Raw genomic sequence first — 23,535 nt, 5'->3', positions numbered from 1 at the left:
CCCCGCTTATCGCCCGGCCAAACCGGAAGTGGCGATCCCTTCGATGAAGTAGCGTTGGGCGAACAAAAAGACGATCAGCGTCGGCAAAATGGCCAGCGTCGAGCCAGCCATAATCAGATCGACGCGCGCTGCATAGAGCGCCTGTAGATCGACGAGGCCCTGCGTCACCACCTTGCGCGCTGGACTGCTGATGATGATCAACGGCCACAGGAAGCTATTCCACGCATAAAGGAAGGCGAACGTCGCCAGCGTCGCAATCGCCGGACGGGCCAGCGGTAAAAAGATACGGAAGAGGATGCCCCAATGCGACGCACCATCGATCAGCGCCGCGTCTTCTAAGTCTTTCGGCACACTCATAAAGAACTGGCGCAGCAAGAAGGTGCCGTAGGCGGTAAACAGCCACGGAATAATCAGCGCCTCTAACCGGTCAACCCAGCCAAAGACCAGCATCAAGCGGTACATCGGCACAATCAGCACAGCAAACGGCACCATCAGCGTGGCGAGGTACGCGCCAAACCAAAACTCGCGCCCGGGAAATTCGAGCCGGGCAAAGGCGTAACCGGCCAGCACCGACGTAATCACCCAGCCGAGCACCACCAGCGCGGTCACGATCACGGTATTAATCAATTGGGTGCCGAGCGGCACGATATTGAGCACTTCTACGTAATTTGACCAACGAATCTCGCTCGGCCACAGCGTCGGCGGCACCTGCACCACCTCGGTCGAAGGCTTAAGCGAGGAGAGCACCATATAGATAAACGGAAAGACCATGACAAAGCCGGTGATGCTCAGCACCACATAAGCCAGCAGCTTTTCCCATGGCCGGCGCAAGATCAAGCTTGCCATCACCCCACCTCGCTTACTCGTAATGCACCCACCGCCGCGACATACGGAACTGGATGAAGGTCAGCAGCAGAATAATCACAAACAGCAACCATGCCAGCGCCGAAGCGTAGCCCATCCGCCCGCCGATAAAAGCTTCGCGCCAGAGCAACGGCACGATGGTCAACATCGAATCGGCTGGCCCAACCGTATTCGAGCGGGTCAACCCGAGCGCAATCGGCACATCGAACACTTGCAGACAATTGATCAGCGTTGTCACCAGCACAAAGAACGTCGTCGGCGAGAGCATCGGCACCGTGATATAGAGAAACTGCTGCCAGCGGCTGGCCCCATCCAGACTAGCCGCCTCGTAGAGCTGCGGCGGCACGCCTTGCAAGCCGGCCAGAAAGATCACCATATTGTAGCCAATCGTCTTCCACGAGAAGACCAGAATCACGCTGGCCAACCCCCATTCCGGGCGCGTCAGCCACGGAATCGGCTCGAAGCCGAGCAGACGAATGGCGTAATTGACGAAGCCAAAATCGACGTTGAGCAGATAGCGCCAGAGCAGGGTCACGCCGACCACTGACGCCACCACCGGAATAAAGAAGACGGCGCGGAAGAAAGTGCGGCCAGCGATCCGCTCGTTCAAAATCACGGCCAGCAGCAAAGCCGGCACCGTGGAAACAATCAGCGTCACCAAAGAAAACGCTGCCGTATTCCACATCGCCCGATAGAAGGTCGGGTCAGACAACGCGCGCTGATAATTGTTCAAGCCAACCAGATTCGGATCACCAAACAGGCGCGCGTCAGTAAAGCTCAAGTAAAACGAGATAGCGAGCGGCACCAAAAAGAAGATCAAAACCCCTAAAATGGTCGGCAACAGCATGCCGAAAGCGTCGATCCATTGCCGCACACGCCGCCCGCTCAGACGGCGCGCGGTTGGTGCAGGCAGAGCGGCCGGCGCTTGGTTGGCCATGGCGTACCTCCGGGACATGGTGACGAGCCTGCCATCGCCGCCTGCGGCAACAAACGGCGAAGGCGAGCTATCACACGAGAATACGTTTTTGCACCGTTTTACGCTGGGCAGGCGAAGGTCACGCCCCCCTCCCCCAGTTGTCATTGCTTCGCCGTGCGGGGCAATGCAGCGCATTGCCCCGCACGGCGAAGCAATCCCCCACGAGCGCGGGAGCGGCACCCTTCCCGCTGACCCCCTCCCCCAGCGGGGGAGGGCTGGGGTGGGGGCCATTGTGCGTTCGCTCTCGCCGAAGCGGGAGATTGCTGCGGGCGCTCTGCGCCCTCGCAATGACAAAGCACGCCTCCTCGCAATGACAATCGGGCTCGCCCCCGCTCCCTTCCTGTCATTGCGAGCCGCCACCGGCGGCGAAGCAATCCCCCGCGAGCGCGGGAGCGGCACCCTTCCCGCTGACCCCCTCCCCCAGCGGGGGAGGGCTGGGGTGGGGGCCATATCCCCCCACGAGCGCGGGAGCGGCACCCTTCCCGCTGACCCCCTCCCCCAGCGGGGGAGGGCTGGGGTGGGGGCCATATCCCCCCCAACCACGGGAGCCACCCGCTCAGGCATCCTGCCCTCTACCCCCTCCCCCAGCGGGGGAGGGCTGGGGTGGGGGCCATATCCCCCCCGACCACGGGAGCACCCCGCTCAGGCATCCTGCCCTCTACCCCCTCCCCCAGCGGGGGAGGGCGGGGGTGGGGGCCATATCCCCCCACGAGCGCGGGAGCCACCCGCTCAGGCATCCTGCCCTCTACCCCCTCCCCCAGCGGGGGAGGGCTGGGGGAGGGGCCATATCCCCCCACGAGCGCGGGAGCCACCCGCTCCGGCATCCTGCCCTGTCCCCCCTCCCCCAGCGGGGGAGGGCTGGGGTGGGGGCCATATCCCCCCACGAGCACGGGAGCGGCACCCTTCCCGCTGACTCCCTCCCCCAGCGGGGGAGGGCGGGGGTGGGGGCCATTGTGCGTTCGCTCTCGCCGAAGCGGGAGATTGCTGCGGGCGCTCTGCGCCCTCGCAATGACAAAGCACGCCCCGCACAAGGGTATAGCCGATCAGGCGAAGCGGCGCACGCCCGCCGCTCCGCCCATCGCGCCGGCCTCTACTTGAAGGTGCTGGCCGTCTGCTGGCAAGCCTGCTGGCCAAACTGCTCAGGCGTGATCTGGCCGGCGATCATCTGATCCCAAAGGCTCTGGACAATACCGCTGAAATCGGCCCAGTTGCCGTCCCACACCGGCGCTTCCAGCGCCGCGTAGGGAATGCCGTCGAGGAAAGCCTGATTGTTGGCCGGCGGGGTCGAAGCGAGGAAGGCATTTACCGCCTCTTGATCGCTGCGCGGCGGGATGTTGGTGCCCAGCGCGGCCACCTTCGCCGTTGCCTCGGCGCTGGTCAACACCTTCAGCACCTCCCATGCCGCCTGCGAGTTCGCCGTCTTGGCGCTGACAAGGTACGGCCCCCAGAAGAGCCACGTGCTCTTGACCTTACCCTCCGGCATCACCGCCACGTCCCAGTTGAACTGAGCATTGGTGCGGACACCGGGGGTAAACCAGCGACCGTTGAAGTACATGGCGACCTTGCCGGCATTGAAGAGCGCCTCGCCGTCGGCGTCACCAGCCGGCAGCAGCTTCTCGTCGTAGAGCGTGCGCACCATCGTTGCGCCGGCAATCGCCTCTGGGGTGTTCAGGGCGCAGCCGCGCCGGTCGGGGGTGAAGGGGCTGCCGCCGGCGGCATTGATGAAATAGCCCCAACCCGGCCCCCACCAGTTGCCGAAGCCGAGACCATACTGCTGGTTAGCCGGATTGGTCAGCTTGCGCGCCGCATCCAGCATGGTGTCCCAGTTCCAATTGCCTTCAGCCGCTAGCTCCTTGGGAGTCTTCAGACCAGCCGCCTTGAACAGGTCTTCGTTGAAGTAGACGACCATGGTCGAGATGTCGCGCGGCAAACCGTAGATCTTGCCATCGCGCGTCAACTGCTCGATCACATTGGGGTAGAATTTGCTCAACTGGAAGCTGCTGTCGGCATCAATCAGCGGCTTGAGATCAAGAATCTGGCCGGTATTGACGAAATCGGCCAGCTCAACACCGCCGATCCAGAAGATATCGGGCGCATTGCCGGCAGCCAATTCGGTCTTCAGCTTCTCGAAGTACCCCTGATTAGGCGCCGGATCGTAGACCGCGGTAATCCCTTTATCCTTCAGCTTCTCGTTGACTAGAGCATTCAGTTCTTCATAGACACGCTGCTCGGCGGCATCGCCGGGGCGGGTGCGCCAGCGAATCGTCACCGGCTGGCCGCCAGTGGTCACATTGCTGCCACTACCGCCGCTACCGCCGCTAGTAGCCGGTTGCCCGCCGCCACAAGCCGCGAGCAACGTTGCCAACAATGCAACCAGCGCAATCCACGACAGGGTGTGTTTCCGTAGCATCTTCGCTAGATCCTTTCTCAACAGAACATCCCTTGCCACACACTACCCGTTCACACAGGCAATCATCAACGGGGCGTGCCGCCGGCGAATGCAGCGCTGCGTGTGACGGGTGCAATGCATGGTGAACGCATTATATGGTTGTTGTGCGAACTATGCAAGTATATCCCGCCATAACCCAACGGGCCGTACCTGCTTGTCTTGTCACACATCTGCGCAAAACGCGGTACAATGTGTCACATAAGGCCGTGTCGGCGCTCAGCGCCGGAAAGGAGAGAGGTATGCAGCCCGAGTGGAGCGGCGATCCTGAGGTCAAGCCCGTCTTCTTCGCCATTACTCTGACCGGAGCGGTCGCGTTTCTGCTGATGGTCTGGCTGTTCGCATTCTACTGGTGAGCACGCCGCAACCGCTGCGCCTGACACCGACACGCTTGGGGTCAGGCGCAATTCTTACTTGCCAAATCCAATACTTCTGATACAATAGTTGACAAGTCTAGGATAAGCGTATGCCTGAAATTAGCACCACCGATTCACCCCAGATCGAAGCCTATCGTCTCTTCCTGAAGCTGCATCGCCGCTTTCAGGAGCTCAATCGTGATGAGTTCCGGCCTTACGATCTCTCAACGCCGCAGTATGCGATCCTCTTCTACGCTACCGAAGAGGGGGTACCGCTGAGCTATATCTGCAACGAGATGCTGGCTGATAATTCCAACCTCACCCGGCTGGTTGACCGGCTTGAGCGGCGCGGCTTGGTGCAGCGCGCTACCGACCCGCGTGACCGGCGGGTGACACTGGTGCAGTTGACGCCTGCCGGCAAGGCGCTGATTGAGGAATTGCGCCCGCGCCACCGGCGGCTGGTGGAACAACGTTTGAGTTACCTTTCCCCCGAAGAGTTAACCGCCTTCCACGACGCGATGCAACATCTGTATGAAGCACTCCAGACTCATCGCGATCGTGAAGACACCGAGTAACGTCTATGCGCACAAGCCATGTTCTTGCCGACTCTGACCATTGGCCGGCGATGTTCCGCGCTCTGCGCCATCGCAACTACCGCCTCTTTTTCAGCGGGCAACTGATTTCGCTGACCGGCACGTGGATGCAGAGTGTGGCGCAAGGCTGGCTGGTGTTGCGGCTATCTGACTCGCCATTTCTGCTCGGCTTGGTGGCGGCAGCCAATTCGCTGCCAGTGCTGTTGTTTTCCCTCTTTGCCGGCACCATTGCCGACCGCTTCCCTAAACGACGGATTTTACTCATCACCCAATCAACCGCGATGGCGTTGGCGGCAATCCTTGCTGCACTCACCCTCAGCGGAATGGTGCAGATTGGCCATGTGCTCATCTTGGCGTTGCTGTTGGGGGTGGTGAATGCCTTTGATGCGCCGGCCCGGCAGGCGTTTACGGTCGAGATGGTCGGGCGCGAGGATTTGCTGAATGCGATTGCGCTCAATTCGTCAATCTTTAACGGCGCGCGCACGATGGGGCCAGCCGTGGCCGGTATGGTCGTGGCATGGATTGGCGAGGGGCCGGCGTTCCTGTTTAATGCGTTGAGTTTTGGGGCGGTGTTGGCTAGTTTGCTGCTCATGCGCCTCGACTCCCAAGCTCCGGCTGGCCCGCGCCGCGGCGGAATGCTGCAAGCCGGTTTGCGTTATATTATGACCGAACCAAACGTGCGGGCGCTATTGTTCCGCGCCGGTGCGGTGAGTTTCTTTTGCTTCGTGCATCTGCCGCTGTTGCCGGTCTTTGCCCGCGATATTCTGCACATCGGCGCTGCCGGCCTCGGCTGGCTGTCGGCGGCGAGCGGGTTGGGGTCGCTGGTAGCAGCATTGATACTGGCCCAATTACGCGATGATGCACCCCGCGATAAGCTGCTAACCGCAGCGGCGCTGCTCTATGCCCCGCTGCTGATCGCCTTCACCCAAGCGCGCAACGTGCCGCTCGCACTCGTGTTGATCGGGTTATGCGGCTGGGCCGGTGTGACCACGATGGCATTGACCAATACGCTCATTCAACTGATCGTGCCCGATGAGCTGCGCGGGCGGGTGATGAGCGTGTTTACCCTGATGCTGATGGGTCTGAGTCCATTGGGTGGTATGCTGGCCGGCACCATTGCCGAACTCACCGGCAACGTACCGTTGGTCGTCGCCGGGAGTGCGGTGATCGGTTGGGTATTAGTGGTGCTGGTCGAGCGGCGCGCTCCTACCGGGAAGGAGCACACGCCGGCGGCGCCGTCAACCACGGGGCAAACGTGATATTGCTGCCAACCGCTTCGCCAATGCCTTGCGGGTTGGCGTCAGGCTCATACGGCCCCGAAGCATGCCCCCACCAATTATTGCGCATATCGAGCGCGATCTCGCTGGCCGCGCCGCGGCCAATGCCAAAGGTGAGGTAGGTTGGCCGGATCACCGGCGTATGGCCCTCGATGAAGTTTTGCTCGACGCGCAACGGCATGGGGAACGTGCCTTCAGGGTTCACTTGCACCGTCTCGCTGCGCAAACTCAGGCCAAGATTGTCGCCGATCAGCGCATTGCAAACGATCGTGCCCTGTAACGTGCCATTGGTCGTCAGTTGCAAATTAGCGCTACCGCCGCGGAAGAGATTTCCTTCAATCGCCAGATTAAGGGTATCGCGGGCATTTTGATTGGCCAACCGCACCATCGGCGCGCCAGCGCTCAGCACATTGCCGCCAATCCGGTTGCCGGTGAGGGTAACGAAATTGCCACGGCTGTAGGCCGCATCGAGGGCAGCGCCAAATGGCACATCATTCCCGGCAATCTCGCTGTACGTCATTTCGAGCCGCGAATCAACCACTAACACGCCGCCGCCGTTATCGGTAATCCGGCTAAACCGCACGACGAGACCGCCCTCTTCGCTTACCAACACCGTCCCACCCAGACCGCCACCCCGAATCTCGGTATGTTCAAGCGCGATAAAGCCGCCGGGTCGGCCAAAAATCCCGCTCCAGCGCGCGCCGGTCGCCCCCACAAAGCGCACCGGCTGGTTGGGCTGGCCCAGCGCAATCATCCGGCCACCATCAACATAGATCGATACCCCCGGCGCCAACCGCACTTCGACCCCCGGCTCGATAATCAACTCACTGCCGGGCGGAATTTGCACATCGCGGTTGAGGACAATCGGACTCTGCCCGGTAGCCCAGCGCGTGCTGCCCCGCAACACCAGCGCCGGGATGGGAGTAGGCGCGGGAGTCGCCGTCGGTAATGGCGTCGCGGTTGGCGGCGGCGGCACGGTCGGACTATCGTCAATCACGAGATCGGACGTGGTTGGCGTGGGAGGCGGCGGCGAAGTTGGGCGCGGCACGGCAATCGTTGGCGGCGGGGACGTGGGAGGCGGCGGCACCGTTGCAGTTGGCGCAACCGTCGGCTGAGACGGCGGCGTCCCTTCTGGCACCGGATAGGCCGGCGCTGCCGTGGCGGCAGTGGCGGTCAAGGTCGTTTCCGCCTGCACCGTAGCGGCGAGCGCAGTCAGTTCGAGCACCACGCTGGTTTGGGTTTGGGCCAGATCAACGGTCGGCTGCGTAGCGGGGTAGGCAGGCCCGACCGTTGCCACCCCGCCAGCCGGCGCTGGCGATGTTTGCACCGGGTATGGCCCAACCTGCGTCGGCGGGCGTTCGCTGGTCGCCGTTGGCACCGGGTTCGCTACATCATTCGTGCCGGGTGAAAAGATAAAGGTCAAGGCGACGCCAAGCGCCAATAATGCCAGCGCGCCAATTAAGAGCAACGTATCGCGGTTGAAGCGGGGGGCCGGCGATGGTGGCGGTGAAGATTCGGTCTCAGACACAGCAAAGCCTCCGCTGCAAAGCAAGCATCTCTCGTTATCTTATCACACGGCGCAAGTAGCTATGACACCGCCAACGCCGCTAATTCGGTCAGCATTTCCACCGGTGTCAAACCGCCGTGCAAACCGCGTTGCTTGAACGGCTTGGCCCGCGGGTGATCCCAGATCATTGCCTCGCCGGGTGCAGGCAAAATGGTCAGTTCACCCAACCGCGCGCGTAATCGTTCGCTGGGTTGGGGGCCAAAATAGCCGGCAGCCAGCAGTTCGGCAGTCGGCATGACCGTTGCCTTCCCGGCCAGCCGTTGCTGGAGCTGCGCTTGCACGTCAGCCACTGCTCCCGGCTGCACATGAAGGATGGCAACGCGCGGCGAACCTGACGGCGGCAGCGGCTGGCGATCGCCGCCACGGCGCAGATAACGTTCGAGATCGGGCCAGAGCCGGTTTAAGACGATCGCCTGCTGCGGATCAACGGCGATATGGCCGTGATCGGCAGTCAGCAAGAGCAGGGCCGGCTGCGGCGCAACGCGCAATGCCGGCAACAGATGTTGTTCGAGCTGATCAAGCACGGTTTGGATTTCAGCCATCACCGCATCCGCTGTTGGCCCATGCTCATGCATCTTCGCATCAATTGAATCAACGTACACGAGATAGAACGCCGGCCCGCGCTGGCGTTCGAGCAAATAGTGTAAACGGGCCGCTGCATCAGCAAGGTTTTGAAATGGCGTCACTAGCGCGCCGCTGCACAACGTGCGCGTGTAGACTGAATGGGCCAAGGGCGCCGGTAGCAAGACGGCACTCGCTACGCCGGCTGCACGCAAGCGATGGTAGAACCGTTCGGGCGGATAGACTAGCGCCGGATCGACCCCATACGCCATCAAGCCATCCGCTTTCACTTCAAACACCGGTGAAAAGAGCAATGAACCAATCACCGCTTGCAAGTCAGGGTCAAAGATATGCCACTCGTAAATGCCGCTCTGATCGGCAGCCAGACCAGTATGCAACAACGTCACATGGACGGCGGTGGTCGAAGGGAAGGCGCTGGTGAGCTGGCTAATCCGGCCTTCATGCAGAAACCGGCGTAGAAACGGCGCCTGATCAACGAACTGGCTGAAAAACTGCCAGCCAAACGAATCGAGCAACACGAGCACGACCGTCTGCGGATGTTCCGGCAAGCCGGCCAGTGCCGCAGCCGGCAACCCATCAACCTGAGCGCCGGCCAACAGCCGCTCGATCGTCGCCGGAATGCGGGCAAATCCGTAAGTATCGTAAAGCGGACGGACGTGATCTTCCGCCTGTACTGCCGCAGTCACAACGGCAGTCGATTCGGCAACCAGCATACGATGCTCCTTTGCACCGAGAGATGACAATCCAGCGTCTCGCCATCTCACTTCGCCTTATAGCAACGTTACGTCGCCCCATCTGCTTGCACGTTCTTGGATATGGATGCAACGTTAGTATACTGCGAGTGCTGCGGGTATGCCACCCAGCATCGCCGTCAGGGGGCAAAAGAGGACGCAACAGCGCTTGCCGTAAGCTCGTAGTGGAGGGATGGAGCGTGACAACCACCGCATTCCAGCAACTGGCTCGCTACTTGCCTGCCGCTTGGTGCGTAAACAGGCATAGTATGCTCGCACTGAAGATTGTCATTAAACATTCACACGATATACCATGATTGATCAATTGACGATTTGCCCGCCTACGGTATAGAATAAGAGGCAAGTTTCGCCATCGATAGCATCGGCGCCACTATGAGTACACGCGATCTGATCGGCCTGCTTGTCTCGTTCGGGTACGCCTTTGGCCTCCTCATCATTGCTGAAGTGATCCGCCGTTGGCGCGGCTATCCGCAAGATTTCACCCGCAAGTTCGTCCACATTGGCGCCGGGATGTGGGTATTTGGCGTACTAGCCCTGTTTGAGAACTGGACGATCGGCATTATCCCGTTTGCCACCTTTATCGTGCTCAACTTTATTTTTTACCGTTTCCGGCTGCTTGCAGCGGTTGACGCACCTGACAGCACACCGGGAACGGTCTATTTTGCTTTGTCAATCACGATCTTGTTTCTGATCTTCTGGCGCACCAATTCACCAGACGATCGTGGATATATTGCTGCCGCCGGCACGATGGCCATGACGTGGGGCGACGCGCTCGCCGCCATTATCGGCAAGCGCTGGGGCCGCCATCACTACCAAGTCGGGCGCGGAAGGCGCTCGTTTGAAGGCTCAGCCGCAATGTTTGCGGCGAGTGCGATCGCAATGTTCCTCACCCTGTTGCTGGTGCCGGGGTCGGCGCTCAGCCCGCAGAGCGCGCCGATCGGGGCAGGGGCGGCGCTGGCGGCGAGCGTGGTCGCGGCATTAGTTGCGACGGTGGCCGAAGGGGTCTCCCCACACGGCACCGATAATCTAAGTGTACCATTGCTGGCCGGTGCAGTCGTTGCCGGAGTGCTCGCAATTATGCGATAATATGAGGGCGAGAAGATAACACTCGCTGGAATGAGATGAGGAGCGCGTCTTGGATAATCTTCGCATCCCAATCTTGAAAATTGGAGACATCCTGATCGCCTCGATTCAGGTGGCTCTCCATGATGCCTCCGCAGTACAATTCAAAGACGATCTCTTGCAAAAGATCCATGACACGCGCGCTCGCGGCGTGATTATCGATCTGACGGCGCTCGATGTCGTCGATAGCTTCATCGGGCGTCTCATCGCCGACATCGCGGCGATGGCCGGCCTGATGGGGGCGCGGGTGGTGCTCACCGGTTTGCAGCCGGCAGTTGCGATTACCTTGGTTGAGCTAGGGCTTGAATTACCGCGCGTGCTCACGGCGCTCAACCTCGAAAAGGGGTTGGCTATGATGCAGCGAATGACCAGCGAGGAGAGCGACGATGGCGCAGAGTAAGACTGCTGTCATTCGAAGCGACCTTGATATCGTCATCGCGCGCACCATGGCTCGCGATATGGCCAAAGCGCTTGGCTTTGGGCCAATCGATCAGGCGCGCATCGCCACTGCCGTGAGCGAGCTGGCCCGCAATATCTTTCTTTATGCAGGCACCGGCAACGTGACGGTACGCGATATCGAGAAGGGGTCGCGCAAGGGGATCGAGATTATCTGCGAGGATCAGGGGCCCGGCATCCCGAATATCGATCTGGTGATGCAAGATGGCTATAGCACCTCGCGCGGCATGGGGATGGGGTTGCCCGGCGCCAAGCGGTTGATGGATGAATTCGATATTAAGTCGAAAGAGGGCGTTGGGACGACGATTGTTTGCCGCAAGTGGCGCACGTAGGGGCACATGGAGGGGCACAGCGACGCTGTGCCCCTCCATGTGCCCCTACGCTGTACCCGCCGGTTTGTTACCCAGCCATCCGGTCGCCTTCGTCGTAGGCTTTGGCGTACAATTCGATAATCTCTTGTTTGGTCGGCTTGCGCGGATTATTGGCCGGGCTGCCGCTATCGATCGCCGCATCCGCCATAGCTGGCGCTAGCTCCATCAACCGCTCGCGCTCGACACCCAATTGACGCAACGACGGGATCTTGATATCGCGCACCAACCGCCGGATCGCCACGACTGCCCGATCAGCGGCTTCCATCATCGACAGACCCTCGATCGGTTCACCCATCGCGCGCGCCACATCAGCATAACGCTTCGGATCACCCACCAGACTGAATTCTGTCACCACTGCCAACAAGGCGGCGTTCGAGACGCCATGGGCAATATGGAAATAGGCGCCAATCGGGCGCGACATACCATGCACCAGTGCCACCGATGAATTGCTAAAAGCGATACCGGCCTGCGTCGCGCCTAACATCATCTTCTCGCGCGCCTCGATATTGTTGCCGTTTGACCACGCTTGGCGGATATTGCTCGAAATCAGCTCGATCGCCGACAAGCACAGCACATCGGTCATCGGTTGCCGCTTGACTGACACGTAGGCTTCGATGGCATGCACCAGCGCATCAACGCCGGTGGCCGCCGTCACGCTCGGCGGCGACGAAACGGTCAACATGGGATCGACAATTGCAATCGTCGGCATCAGGTACGGGCTGCCGATCAGCATTTTGACATCGGTTTTTTGATCAGTAATCACCGTGTAAATCGTTGCTTCGCTGCCAGTGCCGGCAGTGGTCGGAATGGCGACCAATGGCACACCGGGATTAGCGATCTTGCCGATCCCCTTATACTGCTCAATCGAGCCGGGGTTCGTCACCAGCACCGCCACCGCCTTAGCAGTGTCGATCGGGCTGCCGCCACCCACCGACAAGACAAAATCACACCCACCCTCGTGATACGCCGCTAACGCCTCTTGCACATACTCCACCACCGGCTCGGTATTGACGCCGGCATACACGACGCTGGCAATCCCATGATTGGCCAGATTCTGCTCAACCTGCCCAACAACGCCGATCTTCTGCATAATCTGATCGGTGACAATCAGCGCCTTTTTCCATCCCCGTTTGGCGCACTGCGCGCCGGTCTGCTCAACGGCGCCCGAACCGATCACCATCTGCGCAGGCATGATAAACTCTCGTGGCGGCATCATACGCCCTCTCCTTTCTGGCGAGTAGATTGCGAACATGTGGGACAGTAACACGGCGTGATTGCTGTGAAGTGTAATACAATGTGCGCATTGCGTCAAAATGTGTCCTGACGGTGATTAAGAAGAATTGCCGTCAAAAGACGCAAAAACGCACAAATGAAACACTATCTGCTGCGCTGTCCCGCTTGGCGCGCATCGTCGCCACTCACGGTATAATCAAAGCATTCGTGTAGCGGCGAGCGCGGCTGGCCCGCTCGGCCCGATACAAAGGAGTATCGCAATGGATTTGACGGCAAACTACGACATGTTTCTCGGCCCTGAACACGACATGCTGCGCCAGACGGTGCGCAACTTCGCCGAGCGCGAGGTGGCGCCGCATATCCGCGAATGGGATCGCAGCGGCGCAAAAGCTGAAGGGCCAGAAGATCGCCCGCATCTGCGCCCGGTGCTCAAACGAATGGGAGAATTGGGACTGCTCGGCATCTGCATTCCGCAACGATACGGCGGGGCCGGGATGGATTATCTCGCTTTGGCAGTGGTGTGTGAAGAGTTGGAGCGGGTCGATAGCTTTCTGCGCGTGGTGATGAGCGTGCATACTGGCCTCAACTCGCTCTCGCTGTTGCAATGGGGCACCGAAGAGCAGAAGCAACGTTTCCTCGCGCCGCAGGCCCGTGGCGAAAAACTGGCCGCCTACTGCCTCACCGAGCCGAACAGCGGCACCGATGCCGCCGCGATGCAAGCCACTGCACGCCGCGACGGCGACGCTTACATTCTCAACGGCGAGAAGATCTGGATCAGTCTGGCTGATTTAGCCGATAACTTCCTCGTCTTTGCCAAGACCGACCCGGCAGCCGGGCCGCGCGGCATCACCGCGTTCATCGTCGAGCGTACCATGCCCGGCGTGAGCAGCTACCCGATCCACGGCAAACTCGGCGTGCGCGCCGGCAACACCGGCGGCGTCGTCTTCCAAGACGTGCGGGTGCCCCTCTCGCACCGGCTTGGTGAAGAGGGTGAAGGCTTCAAGATCGCGATGGCTGCGCTCGACAACGGTCGCTACACGGTAGCTGCCGGCGCCACCGGCCTGATCCAAGCCAGCCTCGAAGCCAGCATCCGCTATGCCCGCGAACGGCAGACCTTTGGTGTGCCAATCGGCGAACACCAGCTCGTGAAGCGCATGATTAGCCACATGGTGCGCAAACTCGACACCTCGCGGCTGCTGGTGTACCGGGCCGGCTGGATGAAAAACAAGGGCCTGCGCAACACCCGCGAGACGACGCTGGCCAAATGGCATGCCACTGTGAGCAGCTTTGAAGCCGCCGACGACGCTATCCAGATCCACGGCGCGTATGGCTACGCCGACGAGTATCCGGTGGAGCGGTATCTACGCAATGCACGCGGTGCAATCATCTACGAAGGCACCCGCGAGCTGCAAGAGCTGTTGCAGGCCGATTTCGTGATGGGGTATCGCAAGTATCCCAACCTGCGCTGCGAATTGCCGGCGTACGATCCAGACGTGTGGGAGGGTGAGGGGTAATGCGCTTGTGAGCGGCACGGACGTTCCCGCACCGTGCATTACATCCAGCATTGCGGTGTGGAGTGCGGCAGTCAAACTGCCGCACTCCATATTTGAGCGAGCGTGCCCAATGGTCATTGCGAGGAGGCGTGCCCGATTGTCATTGCGAGGGCGCGCAGCGCCCGAAGCAATCTCCTGCTTTGGCGAGAGCGAACGCAAAATGACCCCCACCCCAGCCCTCCCCCGCTGGGGGAGGGGGGACAGGGAAGGGCGCCTGAGCGGGTTGTTTCCGTGCTTGCGGGGGATTGCTTCGCCGCGCGGAGCGCGGCTCGCAAGGACAACGGGGGAGCGGGAGAGGGTCGCGCCACCCCCCCACCGGTCATTGCAAGTTACGACTCTTCGGTGAGGGTGGCCAGCATCTCTTGGGTGTCGATCAGGTGGTTATTGAAAATTTGCCGGGCCACGTCGAGCAACTGAAAGATCATCGGATCACGCACTCGATAGTAGACGACGGTTCCCTCTTTGCGCGAATCGACGATATTCTTATTGCGCAGCACAGCGAGCTGCTGCGACACGTTCGATTGCTCGATCGCCAGCGCCTGCTGCAACTCCTGCACGCTCCGCTCGCCGGCGCGCAGTTGATCGAGAATGGCGAGCCGGGTGGGATGGCCAAGGGCCTTGAAGAACTCGGCTTTGAAGCGGTGCAGCGGCATAGGATACCTCTTTAAATACTCTAATATTTAGATACTTGTAACATAAAAGCGAGCAACCGTCAAGATAGGTATAGATCCGAGCGAGCGCACTGACCAGTTTGCCCGTAATTGGATGCGTATCGAGATGGTTGACTGGCAAGGTGGCTATGCCCGCGCGCCAAAGTATCGCTGCGGGCAGCTTGAGCGATTCATGGCATTGCCTGCCTCACCCACGCTATATGCCCGGCTATCCCGTTGACAGCCCTCGCCAACAGTGCTATACTTCGCAAATATGAAAATATGCAAGTATTATCATATTTTGATTAAGGCATCATCATGCACAACCTACTCAATCGAGTCCCGTTGATCTCCGTCTGGCAACGCGAATTCGCCGGCTATTCAGGCGCTAAACTGCGTGCCGATGTGCTGGCCGGCTTAACGACCGGCGCGGTGGCGCTGCCGCTCGCTCTTGCGTTCGGAGTTGCGTCCGGCGCTGATGCTCCGGCTGGCCTCGTCACCGCTATTTTGGCCGGCCTGATCATCGGCGGCCTCGGTGGCGCGGCCTACCAGATTAGCGGGCCGACCGGCGCGATGTCGGCGATCTTGATCGCGATTTCGGCGCGTTACGGGATCGAAGGGGTCTGGATCGCCACCCTGCTGGCCGGCGTGATGCTGATCGCGCTTGGCCTTGCCCGGCTGGGACGCTACATCTCGTTTATCCCTTCACCGGTCATTGCCGGCTTTACCAGCGGGATCGCGCTGATCATCGCGATCGGCCAGCTTGATAATGTGCTTGGTATTCAAACTCCTAAGGCCGGCAATGCGCTGGAAAAGCTGCTGCACTATTTTACCCAGCCGTTGCTGCCTGATTGGCACACCGTGCTGATCGCCGGCACCGTTATTGCAGTGATGCTAGTATTGCCGCGCTTCAACAAGACCATTCCTGCTTCGCTGGTTGGGATTATCGTCGCCACTGTCATGAGCGTTGGGTTAGGGTGGAATGTGCCGATCATCGGTGACATTCCACGCACCATCTTGCTCGATCATCGTTTGACGTGGGAGCAAATACCGTGGGCACACTTCAGCGATCTGTTAACGCCAGCCGTCTCGATTGCCGCACTCGGCGCGATCGAGAGTCTGCTCTGCGGCGCCGTCGGTTCAACGATGAGCGGCAAGCCATTCGACAGCAATCAAGAGCTGGTGGCGCAAGGGATTGGCAATCTGCTGATTCCCTTCTTCGGCGGCGTACCGGCCACTGCTGCCATCGCCCGCACCAGCGTGGCGATTAAGAGCGGCGCGGTGACCCGGCTGACCAGTATTGTCCACGCTTTGCTGTTGCTGTTGAGTGCGCTGGCGTTGGGGCCGATCATCCGCTATGTGCCGCTCGCCGCGTTGGGTGGCGTGTTGTTGGTGACGGCGTGGCGGATGAACGAGTGGGAGAGTATTCACTTTTTCGCCAATGCCCGCCTGCGCCATGCGCTCGCCGGCTTTTTCATCACGATGCTGGCGACGGCTGCGCTCGATCTGACCCAAGCCATCTTGATCGGGATTGCCATTTCGGCGGTGATCTACCTGCGCCAGTCGGCTGCCAGCACCGTGGTCACCAGCGCTCCTGTCAATCCGCAGCAGATGCAGGGAATGCCGATCACCGCCACCTGTCCCAGTATCCACGTCTACTACTTGACTGGGCCGGTCTTTTTCGGCAGCGTGACAACGGTGCTGGAAGCATTTGAGACTGCCGGCGATTATCACACGATAATCATTAGTATGCGCGGTGTGCCGCTGGTTGACGCGATGGGGATTCAGGCGCTGCACCAGATCGTCGCAGAACACCATGCCCGCGGCGGCGAGGTCATCTTCACTGCGCTCCAACCCAATGTGCTCGATATGTTCCGGCGCACCGGCTTGTTTGAACTGGTTGGCGCGCGCAACATCTATTGGAGCTCGGCGGACGCGATTGTTGAGTTGCACGAAAAGCGGCTGGTCGCCGGTTGCCCGCGCTGCCATGCCCACAGCGAGAGTTGCCAAGTGTGGCAGATGGCGCGAGCGCGGCTGAGCGGGCAGTTAGCGAATCAGCCGGCGCCGGGTTCTGAGTCGTCAACTCAAGCCGGATAAGCACCCATTCGACGAACAGAACGATCCCTGAAGGTTGAAGGACAGACAGTAGCCCTACGTCCAGAGGACGTTATGCGCCGTTTCGCCCTCACCCCCAGCCCCGCTCCCACTGGCGCGGGAGAGGACAGACAGAACACCTGATTGGAACCCGGCCCTGAAGGGCCGGGCTATCCTTACGAAGCCCGCTGCGCGGGCTGCTGGCCCTCCCCTCCCCCAGCGAGGGAAGGGTTGGTGATGGGGGCCTCATCCCCAGCGGGCGCGCAACACCCGCCGCCAGCTCCCCCTTCGGCGGAAAGGTTCCGCTCGCGTACTCGCGGGGGATTGCTTCGCTGCGCTGCGCTCCGCTCGCAATGACAACCGGGGAGCGGGAGATTGCTTCGCCGCCGTTGGCGGCTCGCAATGACAACCGGGGAGGTGGCGCTGCCGATCTTTTGTCATTGCGAGGGTGCGTCAGCACCCGAAGCAATCTCCTGCTTCAGCGGAACAGCCGCCCTGACAGGTGTCGCTTCCCCTCCCCCAGCGGGGGAGGGGTTGGGGGTGGGGGCCTCATCCCCAGCGGGCGCACAACACCCGCAGCCAGATCCCCCTTCGGCGGAAAGGTTCCGCTCGCGTACTCGCGGGAGATTGCTTCGCCGCCGTTGGCGGCTCGCAATGACAACCGGGGAGGTGGAATCCAACTATGCCCCGCTCCCACTGACGCAGGTTCAAGGGCGAACAGCACACATGATCCGGCACCCGGCCCTGAAGGGCCGGGCTAGGGCGGAAGGGTAGCGGAACTATGCGCCATGATTTAGTATACTCATATCAGATTCCCTTTTGCTGCTCCTCTTGTTGAAGGAGCAGAAGCCAGCAATCCCGCCACCGGCAGGAATGGCGTAAGAGGGGACGTTTCACAACTAGACATGAGGAACGCATGCCGCAACCAACCCTCTGCGTCATCACCCCCAACCCGGCGCTGGATCGGATCTTAATCGCGCCAGAGCTGCGGCTCGGCGCCGTCCGGCGGGTTGCCGAAACGCGGGTGGCCGCCGGCGGCAAAGGCTTGAATGTGGCCCGTGCCGCCAAGGCGATCGGAACGCCCGCCGTGGTCTGTACACCGCTCGGCGGTCTCACCGGCCAGCAAGTGGCGTGGCTCGCCGCGCAAGAAGGGGTATACATCCATACGGTCGCGATCGCCGGCGAGACACGAGTCTGCACGTTGATCGTCGATCCGGCGACGGGTGAGGTAACAGTTTTGAATGAAGTCGGGCCACACCTGAGCGACCGGGAATGGAGCGCGTTCACCGGCCGGGTCTTAGACATTGCTGCCGAGTGGTATCTGATCTGCGGCAGCTTGCCGCCGGGGCCGCCGCCAAGCGCATTAGCTGAACTGATTGCAACGCTCCACCAGCAAGGTCGCCGGGTGATGGTTGACACTAGCGGCGCGGCACTAAAGGCGGCAGTGGAAGTGAAACCGGCGGTGGTGAAGGTGAATGGGGAAGAACTAGGGGCATTGCTCGAAATGAGTATCACCAGTGTGGCCGACGCGCAACACGCAGTGCTCAAATTGCATCAGCGCGGCATCGAGGTGGTGGTGGTCACGCTCGGCGCATACGGAGCGGTAGGGATTGACGATCACGACCGCGTGATCGCGACCCCGCCGCAGATACCGGTTCGCAACCCGATCGGCTGCGGCGACACATTTTTCGCCGGGTTAGCAAACGCCTTCAGCAACGGTCACAACCTCGCCGCTGCACTGCGGATTGCAACGGCATGCGCTGCTGCCGACGCGCAAACATTGGCGCCGGGAGCGGTTGATCGCGCAACCGCCCAAGCGCTGCTTGACCACGTTGCCATCAGTTATTGGTGAACCTCAGCCGGTTGCGGCGGAGTTGCGCCGATCAAACGCGCCAACTGGCGCATCTGATCAGCTGTGAGATAGGCGCTCCGCTGGCCGGTGGCCGTATAGAAGGTAAGATCGCCGCCAGCGCCAAGGATCAACCGGTAGCCGCCGAGTTCGCGAATCCGCTTCTGCACCGCGCCGAGCAATTCGCGCAACACTGCCACTTCGTCAGCATTCAGCACAACCGCATCGTAACCACGAATCAGATGGTGCAATATCAACGCCGGCGTCGCCTCAGGATGGTAAGCCGCTTCAAATTCACCGATCAGCGTGATCTGCATCCTCTGCCTCCCTCATCACCGGCCGGTCGCGAGTTGCGATCACCACCTGCCAGACACTCTCTTCCGCAAAGGGCACCGGCGGCAAAGCCGCATCGCCAAAAACGCTCAGGGGACGGAGACCAGCGGCGCGCAGCATTGCCGTCAATTCAGGGAAGCCATAGAGCCGGATCTGGTCGCCGGGATGGGTGACATCAATCCCGCGACTGGCATCAACATAGCGATAATCGATTTCGAGCGTCGCGCGCCGCGGATCAAACCGCGCCTCACGCAACACGAAGCCACTGCCGATCGGATACCAACCACTGCGAAAATCGCGCAGATAACGGCTAATCTGGTACGGGTTCAGGCACTGCACCACCAGCTTGCCGCCGTACACGAGCGCGCGGGCAATGCCGTTGAGCACCGCTTGGTTGGTGGCATCGTCGAAAAAGCCGAGGCTGCTATTCATGAGCAGCACCACATCAAACCGCTCGCGGTACGGCAAATCCCGCATATCACCGGTGACAAACTCCACGTTCAAGCCACGTTCGGCAGCAGCGGCGCGGGCATGGTCGATCACCGGCGCAGCAGCATCAAGGCCGGTGACCGTCCACCCGCGCGCCGCCAATGCCAAGCTATGGCGACCACCGCCGCAGGCCACATCGAGAATCGACTCGACCCCTTGCAAGCCGAGCGCATCGATCAAAAAATCGACTTCGCGGCGGGTCAACTCATCGGCATACTGGCGATAGTGGGCAAACTCATAGACTTGCAGCAGCTCTTCCCACCACTCACGCGACGCCTGCTCGGCCATAGCAGCTCCCAGCGCAATTACAGATCGACGGTGCGCGGCATAATGGGCAATTCATCAACCCGCAGGCTGGGCGGCAAGGTGCAGACCCATAGCAGCGCCTGCGCCACATCATCGACCGTCATCAAGCGCTTGCGTAGTTCTTCAGCCGGGTTGAGCGGGGCGATATCGGCGTCGATCATCCCGGAGAAGACGGTGGTGACGAAGACATTGTACGGGCGCAACTCTTGGGCCAACGCCTGCGATAATCCTGACAGCGCGAACTTCGCCGCACAGAAAGGCGCGATATTCGCGACCCCGATTTTGCCGACTCGTGAACCAAGATTCACGATCGTCCCGCTGCGCTGGCGCTTCATATACGGCGCCACAGCTCGCATCAGGTAGAAGACACCATTGAGGTTAACATCCATTACCGCCTGCCATTCGGCATCGGTAAACTGCTCAAGCGGAGCGATCTTCTCGACATTGCCTGCGCAATTGAGGACGATATCGATCCGGCCTAACATCTGCACGGTCGAATCAACCAGATACTGCACCTGCGCTGGCACAGTGATGTCGGTAGGAATGGCGAAGGCGTTGTAGCCTTCGGTTGTAATCATACTAACCAGATGTTCGAGCCGATCACGCCGCCGGGCAGCGACAATCACGGTTGCGCCTTCGCGCGCAAAAAGACGAGCAGCCGCGTAACCTACCCCACTCGAAGCGCCGGTAACGATGACAACGCGCCCTTTCAATTTCATAGCGTCTTCTCCGATCATCACCACATCACAACGGCTCCATGGGTATTATACCTGAGGAATATCTGAAATATAGACCTTTTCAGCAGAGCCGGATGGTAATGCCGTGGTAGAATCGTTGCGCTACCATTGCGTTGGCGGGCAAGAAGTGGTATAACATAACAGGTATGACGACATCAGGAGAAGGGGCGCAATGTACTGGGAGACGATCGCCGATCTACTACACCACCCACGGGTTGTTGAGACACGCCACCACATGCACCACAGTGTTCCCAAGCACGATCATCTGCTACGCTCGGTTCACTTTTCATATTACCTAGCGCCTTTTTTTGGCGCTGATCAGGTGACGTGCGTGCGCGCAGCCCTTCTCCATGATCTCGACTCACGGTATGGCACGCTCACCACGCACGGCGCAATTGCCGCACGAGTGGCCGCCGAACTCGGCGAGCCAGCAGAGGTTTCGGCGGCAATTATTAGCCATATGTATCCCTTCGGGCCGCGCCCAACCACGCGGGAAGGCTGGGTATTGGCGGTAGCCGACAAGCTGGCATCGCTCGCCGATCTAGGTGCATTCGTTGGCGGTCTCGTATCAGGGCACAGCCTGCGCGTGCGCCGGCAGCTTTGCCAGAGCGACCCCTTCTACGCCGCCCGTTATGCTCGCCGCCGGCGCCGCCGGCTGATCAGCTCGCTCTGGCGCCGGCTTGGGCGCACGAGCTTGTCGCGTTGGCGCTTGAGCGGCCAAACGCCGCAGGCCCACTAGGATTGCCCCGCTCCAAACCGGCTCATACAACGAGCGACAGGCGCTATTGCCTGTCGCTCGTTCATACTTCACCAATACCAAAGCAACACCTGCACCAACCGCAGGCAGAGCGTAAGAGACGGTACGGGCATCAATCGCTGCTCGACCGCTCGACAGGCGCCTCATCAGCCGGAGGCGCACGAGGCGTATCTTGGGCCGGTTGATCCTCAGACGGAGCAGGCTTGGCTCCTGCTTCAGCCAACGCTGCCACTGGACGCAAACGCGCCGGCAGCACACCAGCCGGGCTCGGCGGATCACTGAAGCGGCCATACAGATACAAGAATAGATCGCGCGCCATCGCGCTGAGCGGAGCCGAGAGAATCGCTCCTAGCAGGCCAAAGACCTGCGAACACACCACCAACACCACCATCAGGATAGCCGGATGCACGCCGACGCTCTCGCCGATGATGCGCGGCACCAGAATATGGTTTTCGAGCTGCTGGATCGCGATGTAGAGGATCGTCACCGCTAGCGCAGTGGTCGGCGAATCAGCCAACCCCAGTAAGATCGCCGGGATCGCGCCGATAATCGGGCCGATCACCGGCACAAGCTCGGTGATACCGGCAACGACCGCCAGCAACACCGTGTACGGAATCTTCATTCCCGCCATATTGAGCGCCGTGAGCCCAATCCACGAGGCGAGACCGACCGAGGTGCCAAGGATCAACTGGCCGCGCAGATAGCCGCTGAGGTCGTGATCGATGATCGAGAGCATCGCCCACACATCAGCCCGCAAGCGGGGGTGGATCATGTTGTTGAAGTACTCGCGCCCGGCACGGGTATCCATCAAGACATAGAAGAGCCAAAACGGGACGAGGAAGAAGCCAAGCAGGAAGGTCACGGTATTGACGACCGAGAGCACGCTATTGATCAAAAACTGGCCAATTCCTTGCAAGTAACCCACAAAATTAGCCCGTAGCGTGCTCAGACCTTCGGCTGCCGCCGAGGTAATCGCGTTCTGCACCTCCGCTTGCACTGGCGGCGGCAGGCTTGCCAGCAACTGTTCGTACTCATCGATCAGCCGGTTAGCTTCGCGCTGGATCGTCGCAATATCCGGCAGCGCGCGGATCAATTCGGCGATCTGGGCAATCAGCGGCGGCACCACAAACGCAATCGCGGCGACAATAGCGCCAAAGGTAAGCACATAGACCGCCAGAATGGCCAGCCAGCGCGGCACCCACCGCTCAAAGAAGTTCACTAACGGCAAAAACAGATACGCGAGCACGCCGCCAAAAATAAACGGCGTGATCGACGAACCGGCATGGCTCACGAGCCAACCGACGAGATAGAGCGAAACTGCGACTAGCAGCCAGCGCGCACCGCGACGGATCCGTTCAGGGGTGAAGAAGCTCATGCAACCTCTACGACACTACCGGCTTGACATCGATCGACCATCAGCGTTCATCACGTGGATTCAACGTACTGACAGTCAACATAGTTGCGATCGAATTGCCGGTATTTGTCCAGCTATAGGCCGTATCATCGCGGAAGAAGAGCGTATCGCCGGCAGCGAGGTCATATTGCTCTTCACCTAAAGTATACCTTACATTGCCGGCCAGCACATATACCATTTGGCTGCCCCGCGATGAGAACCCCTGCTGGCTACTGCCGGGATAGGCCTCGATCAAGCGTGCATCAAGATCGCTATTGGGCGGCAGCAACGAAAAGACTTGCACCGGCGCATCATCAAGCGACAAGCGCACCCGATCGGCAGGCCGCACAACTTGGCCAACTTGCTGATTATCTTCACCCTCAAAGAAATGGGTCATCTGCACGCTGAAAAACTGCGCCAATTTGCGCAGATTAGCCACCGAAATATTGACTTTATCACGCTCGAGGCGGCTGAGGAACGATGGCGTCAATCCCGATCCTTCAGACACCTCTTGCAGCGTCAGGCCACGCTCCTGACGCAATCGCCCGATCTTTTGTCCGAGTGACATACGCTATCTCGAAATAATACAAAAGCAAGCGCGCATCACCGGCGCGCTCTGCGGTTGCCGTCATCTCAACAGTTTCACTTTGTCAATTGTGATTATACGCCAGCGATAGCCCTACGTCAAGGTGTTGCACAGGAGTAATAGCAGAGGTTTAGCCGATATTAAAGCGTGAGACGCAAAAATTGCACAGGTTTCATTAATGTAAATGACGTAT

General features: G+C 60.3%; 21 protein-coding genes. 9 read left to right on the top strand and 12 right to left on the bottom strand.

Annotated features, from left to right (window positions below):
• Window positions 1-6 precede the first annotated feature (6 nt).
• The 3 genes from A6A03_RS11330 to A6A03_RS11320 all read right to left on the bottom strand — a co-directional run bounded on the left by A6A03_RS11330 (window position 7) and on the right by A6A03_RS11320 (window position 4,250).
• The gene (locus A6A03_RS11330) at window positions 7-846 is read right to left on the bottom strand and encodes a carbohydrate ABC transporter permease (RefSeq protein ID WP_066788062.1); all 840 of its coding nucleotides are present in this window, start codon (window positions 844-846) and stop codon (window positions 7-9) included.
• Between the two features lie 13 nt (window positions 847-859).
• The gene (locus A6A03_RS11325; RefSeq protein WP_066788059.1) at window positions 860-1,801 is read right to left on the bottom strand and encodes a carbohydrate ABC transporter permease; all 942 of its coding nucleotides are present in this window, start codon (window positions 1,799-1,801) and stop codon (window positions 860-862) included.
• 1,129 nt (window positions 1,802-2,930) lie between these two features.
• Window positions 2,931-4,250, bottom strand: coding sequence for an ABC transporter substrate-binding protein (locus tag A6A03_RS11320; protein ID WP_066788056.1), 1,320 nt, complete (start codon window positions 4,248-4,250; stop codon window positions 2,931-2,933).
• Window positions 4,251-4,752: 502 nt separating this feature from the next.
• Here A6A03_RS11320 and A6A03_RS11315 point away from each other — a divergent pair.
• Together A6A03_RS11315 and A6A03_RS11310 are read left to right on the top strand one after the other, a co-directional pair.
• A complete protein-coding gene (locus A6A03_RS11315; protein WP_066788053.1) occupies window positions 4,753-5,217 on the top strand; it encodes a MarR family winged helix-turn-helix transcriptional regulator in 465 nt (154 codons plus the stop codon).
• A gap of 5 nt (window positions 5,218-5,222) precedes the next feature.
• Window positions 5,223-6,494, top strand: a complete 1,272-nt coding sequence (locus A6A03_RS11310) for an MFS transporter (RefSeq protein ID WP_066788049.1) — start codon at window positions 5,223-5,225, stop codon at window positions 6,492-6,494.
• Here the strand turns inward: A6A03_RS11310 and A6A03_RS11305 are convergent.
• Together A6A03_RS11305 and A6A03_RS11300 are read right to left on the bottom strand one after the other, a co-directional pair.
• Window positions 6,442-8,040: a hypothetical protein gene (locus A6A03_RS11305; RefSeq protein WP_066788046.1), complete on the bottom strand. Its 1,599-nt coding sequence runs from the start codon at window positions 8,038-8,040 to the stop codon at window positions 6,442-6,444. The genes A6A03_RS11310 and A6A03_RS11305 overlap by 53 nt on opposite strands.
• 59 nt (window positions 8,041-8,099) lie before the next feature.
• Window positions 8,100-9,374, bottom strand: coding sequence for an alkaline phosphatase family protein (locus tag A6A03_RS11300; protein ID WP_066788044.1), 1,275 nt, complete (start codon window positions 9,372-9,374; stop codon window positions 8,100-8,102).
• A gap of 411 nt (window positions 9,375-9,785) precedes the next feature.
• Here A6A03_RS11300 and A6A03_RS11295 point away from each other — a divergent pair, with 411 nt between their 5' ends.
• The 3 genes from A6A03_RS11295 to A6A03_RS11285 are packed head-to-tail and all read left to right on the top strand — an operon-like array spanning window position 9,786 to window position 11,323.
• The gene (locus A6A03_RS11295; protein ID WP_066788041.1) at window positions 9,786-10,499 is read left to right on the top strand and encodes a diacylglycerol/polyprenol kinase family protein; all 714 of its coding nucleotides are present in this window, start codon (window positions 9,786-9,788) and stop codon (window positions 10,497-10,499) included.
• A gap of 49 nt (window positions 10,500-10,548) precedes the next feature.
• Window positions 10,549-10,935 (top strand): STAS domain-containing protein, encoded by a 387-nt coding sequence (locus A6A03_RS11290; RefSeq protein WP_066788039.1) that lies wholly within the window; start codon window positions 10,549-10,551, stop codon window positions 10,933-10,935.
• Window positions 10,922-11,323, top strand: coding sequence for an anti-sigma regulatory factor (locus tag A6A03_RS11285; RefSeq protein WP_066788037.1), 402 nt, complete (start codon window positions 10,922-10,924; stop codon window positions 11,321-11,323). The genes A6A03_RS11290 and A6A03_RS11285 overlap by 14 nt, the downstream gene beginning before the upstream one ends.
• A 67-nt stretch (window positions 11,324-11,390) precedes the next feature.
• Here A6A03_RS11285 and A6A03_RS11280 read toward each other — a convergent pair whose 3' ends face one another.
• Window positions 11,391-12,578, bottom strand: coding sequence for an iron-containing alcohol dehydrogenase (locus A6A03_RS11280; protein WP_066788035.1), 1,188 nt, complete (start codon window positions 12,576-12,578; stop codon window positions 11,391-11,393).
• A gap of 277 nt (window positions 12,579-12,855) precedes the next feature.
• On the opposite strand from A6A03_RS11280, the gene A6A03_RS11275 reads away from it, so the two are divergent.
• Window positions 12,856-14,109 (top strand): acyl-CoA dehydrogenase family protein, encoded by a 1,254-nt coding sequence (locus tag A6A03_RS11275; RefSeq protein WP_066788033.1) that lies wholly within the window; start codon window positions 12,856-12,858, stop codon window positions 14,107-14,109.
• 368 nt (window positions 14,110-14,477) lie between these two features.
• Here the strand turns inward: A6A03_RS11275 and A6A03_RS11270 are convergent, their stop codons facing one another.
• Window positions 14,478-14,801 (bottom strand): ArsR/SmtB family transcription factor, encoded by a 324-nt coding sequence (locus tag A6A03_RS11270; protein ID WP_066788031.1) that lies wholly within the window; start codon window positions 14,799-14,801, stop codon window positions 14,478-14,480.
• A 315-nt stretch (window positions 14,802-15,116) separates the two neighbouring features.
• On the opposite strand from A6A03_RS11270, the gene A6A03_RS11265 reads away from it, so the two are divergent.
• Together A6A03_RS11265 and A6A03_RS11260 are read left to right on the top strand one after the other, a co-directional pair.
• The gene (locus A6A03_RS11265; protein ID WP_066788029.1) at window positions 15,117-16,895 is read left to right on the top strand and encodes a SulP family inorganic anion transporter; all 1,779 of its coding nucleotides are present in this window, start codon (window positions 15,117-15,119) and stop codon (window positions 16,893-16,895) included.
• Between the two features lie 913 nt (window positions 16,896-17,808).
• Window positions 17,809-18,744: a 1-phosphofructokinase family hexose kinase gene (locus A6A03_RS11260; protein WP_066788027.1), complete on the top strand. Its 936-nt coding sequence runs from the start codon at window positions 17,809-17,811 to the stop codon at window positions 18,742-18,744.
• On the opposite strand, the gene A6A03_RS11255 is transcribed toward A6A03_RS11260, so the two are convergent.
• The 3 genes from A6A03_RS11255 to A6A03_RS11245 are packed head-to-tail and all read right to left on the bottom strand — an operon-like array spanning window position 18,735 to window position 20,588.
• The gene (locus A6A03_RS11255; RefSeq protein ID WP_066788025.1) at window positions 18,735-19,058 is read right to left on the bottom strand and encodes a hypothetical protein; all 324 of its coding nucleotides are present in this window, start codon (window positions 19,056-19,058) and stop codon (window positions 18,735-18,737) included. The genes A6A03_RS11260 and A6A03_RS11255 overlap by 10 nt on opposite strands.
• Window positions 19,036-19,851: a class I SAM-dependent methyltransferase gene (locus A6A03_RS11250; RefSeq protein ID WP_066788022.1), complete on the bottom strand. Its 816-nt coding sequence runs from the start codon at window positions 19,849-19,851 to the stop codon at window positions 19,036-19,038. The genes A6A03_RS11255 and A6A03_RS11250 overlap by 23 nt, the downstream gene beginning before the upstream one ends.
• Window positions 19,852-19,868: 17 nt before the next feature.
• Window positions 19,869-20,588: an SDR family oxidoreductase gene (locus A6A03_RS11245; protein ID WP_066788083.1), complete on the bottom strand. Its 720-nt coding sequence runs from the start codon at window positions 20,586-20,588 to the stop codon at window positions 19,869-19,871.
• A gap of 190 nt (window positions 20,589-20,778) precedes the next feature.
• On the opposite strand from A6A03_RS11245, the gene A6A03_RS11240 reads away from it, so the two are divergent.
• Window positions 20,779-21,345 carry an HD domain-containing protein gene (locus A6A03_RS11240; RefSeq protein WP_066788019.1) on the top strand — a complete coding sequence of 189 codons (567 nt, stop codon included), beginning with the start codon at window positions 20,779-20,781 and terminating at the stop codon, window positions 21,343-21,345.
• A 130-nt stretch (window positions 21,346-21,475) separates the two neighbouring features.
• Here the strand turns inward: A6A03_RS11240 and A6A03_RS11235 are convergent, their stop codons facing one another.
• Both A6A03_RS11235 and A6A03_RS11230 read right to left on the bottom strand, forming a co-directional pair.
• The gene (locus tag A6A03_RS11235; protein WP_066788017.1) at window positions 21,476-22,738 is read right to left on the bottom strand and encodes an AI-2E family transporter; all 1,263 of its coding nucleotides are present in this window, start codon (window positions 22,736-22,738) and stop codon (window positions 21,476-21,478) included.
• Between the two features lie 40 nt (window positions 22,739-22,778).
• Window positions 22,779-23,324, bottom strand: a complete 546-nt coding sequence (locus A6A03_RS11230) for a helix-turn-helix domain-containing protein (RefSeq protein WP_066788014.1) — start codon at window positions 23,322-23,324, stop codon at window positions 22,779-22,781.
• Between the last annotated feature and the right edge of the window lie 211 nt (window positions 23,325-23,535).

Origin of the sequence: Chloroflexus islandicus (assembly GCF_001650695.1) — a bacterium.
GTDB classification, from domain to species: Bacteria; Chloroflexota; Chloroflexia; order Chloroflexales; family Chloroflexaceae; genus Chloroflexus; species Chloroflexus islandicus.
The sequence above is the reverse complement of the archived record's forward strand: the minus strand, read 5'-3'. Positions and strand labels throughout refer to the sequence as shown.

Excerpts from the sequence above, each read along its gene's own strand:
- A6A03_RS11330 (WP_066788062.1), bottom strand. The coding sequence starts at position 846 with ATGGCAAGCTTGATCTTGCGCCGGCCATGGGAAAAGCTGCTGGCTTAT.
- A6A03_RS11325 (WP_066788059.1), bottom strand. The coding sequence starts at position 1,801 with ATGGCCAACCAAGCGCCGGCCGCTCTGCCTGCACCAACCGCGCGCCGT.
- A6A03_RS11320 (WP_066788056.1), bottom strand. The coding sequence starts at position 4,250 with ATGCTACGGAAACACACCCTGTCGTGGATTGCGCTGGTTGCATTGTTG.
- A6A03_RS11315 (WP_066788053.1), top strand. The coding sequence starts at position 4,753 with ATGCCTGAAATTAGCACCACCGATTCACCCCAGATCGAAGCCTATCGT.
- A6A03_RS11310 (WP_066788049.1), top strand. The coding sequence starts at position 5,223 with ATGCGCACAAGCCATGTTCTTGCCGACTCTGACCATTGGCCGGCGATG.
- A6A03_RS11300 (WP_066788044.1), bottom strand. The coding sequence starts at position 9,374 with ATGCTGGTTGCCGAATCGACTGCCGTTGTGACTGCGGCAGTACAGGCG.
- A6A03_RS11295 (WP_066788041.1), top strand. The coding sequence starts at position 9,786 with ATGAGTACACGCGATCTGATCGGCCTGCTTGTCTCGTTCGGGTACGCC.
- A6A03_RS11285 (WP_066788037.1), top strand. The coding sequence starts at position 10,922 with ATGGCGCAGAGTAAGACTGCTGTCATTCGAAGCGACCTTGATATCGTC.
- A6A03_RS11280 (WP_066788035.1), bottom strand. The coding sequence starts at position 12,578 with ATGATGCCGCCACGAGAGTTTATCATGCCTGCGCAGATGGTGATCGGT.
- A6A03_RS11275 (WP_066788033.1), top strand. The coding sequence starts at position 12,856 with ATGGATTTGACGGCAAACTACGACATGTTTCTCGGCCCTGAACACGAC.
- A6A03_RS11270 (WP_066788031.1), bottom strand. The coding sequence starts at position 14,801 with ATGCCGCTGCACCGCTTCAAAGCCGAGTTCTTCAAGGCCCTTGGCCAT.
- A6A03_RS11265 (WP_066788029.1), top strand. The coding sequence starts at position 15,117 with ATGCACAACCTACTCAATCGAGTCCCGTTGATCTCCGTCTGGCAACGC.
- A6A03_RS11260 (WP_066788027.1), top strand. The coding sequence starts at position 17,809 with ATGCCGCAACCAACCCTCTGCGTCATCACCCCCAACCCGGCGCTGGAT.
- A6A03_RS11255 (WP_066788025.1), bottom strand. The coding sequence starts at position 19,058 with ATGCAGATCACGCTGATCGGTGAATTTGAAGCGGCTTACCATCCTGAG.
- A6A03_RS11250 (WP_066788022.1), bottom strand. The coding sequence starts at position 19,851 with ATGGCCGAGCAGGCGTCGCGTGAGTGGTGGGAAGAGCTGCTGCAAGTC.
- A6A03_RS11245 (WP_066788083.1), bottom strand. The coding sequence starts at position 20,588 with ATGAAATTGAAAGGGCGCGTTGTCATCGTTACCGGCGCTTCGAGTGGG.
- A6A03_RS11240 (WP_066788019.1), top strand. The coding sequence starts at position 20,779 with ATGTACTGGGAGACGATCGCCGATCTACTACACCACCCACGGGTTGTT.
- A6A03_RS11235 (WP_066788017.1), bottom strand. The coding sequence starts at position 22,738 with ATGAGCTTCTTCACCCCTGAACGGATCCGTCGCGGTGCGCGCTGGCTG.
- A6A03_RS11230 (WP_066788014.1), bottom strand. The coding sequence starts at position 23,324 with ATGTCACTCGGACAAAAGATCGGGCGATTGCGTCAGGAGCGTGGCCTG.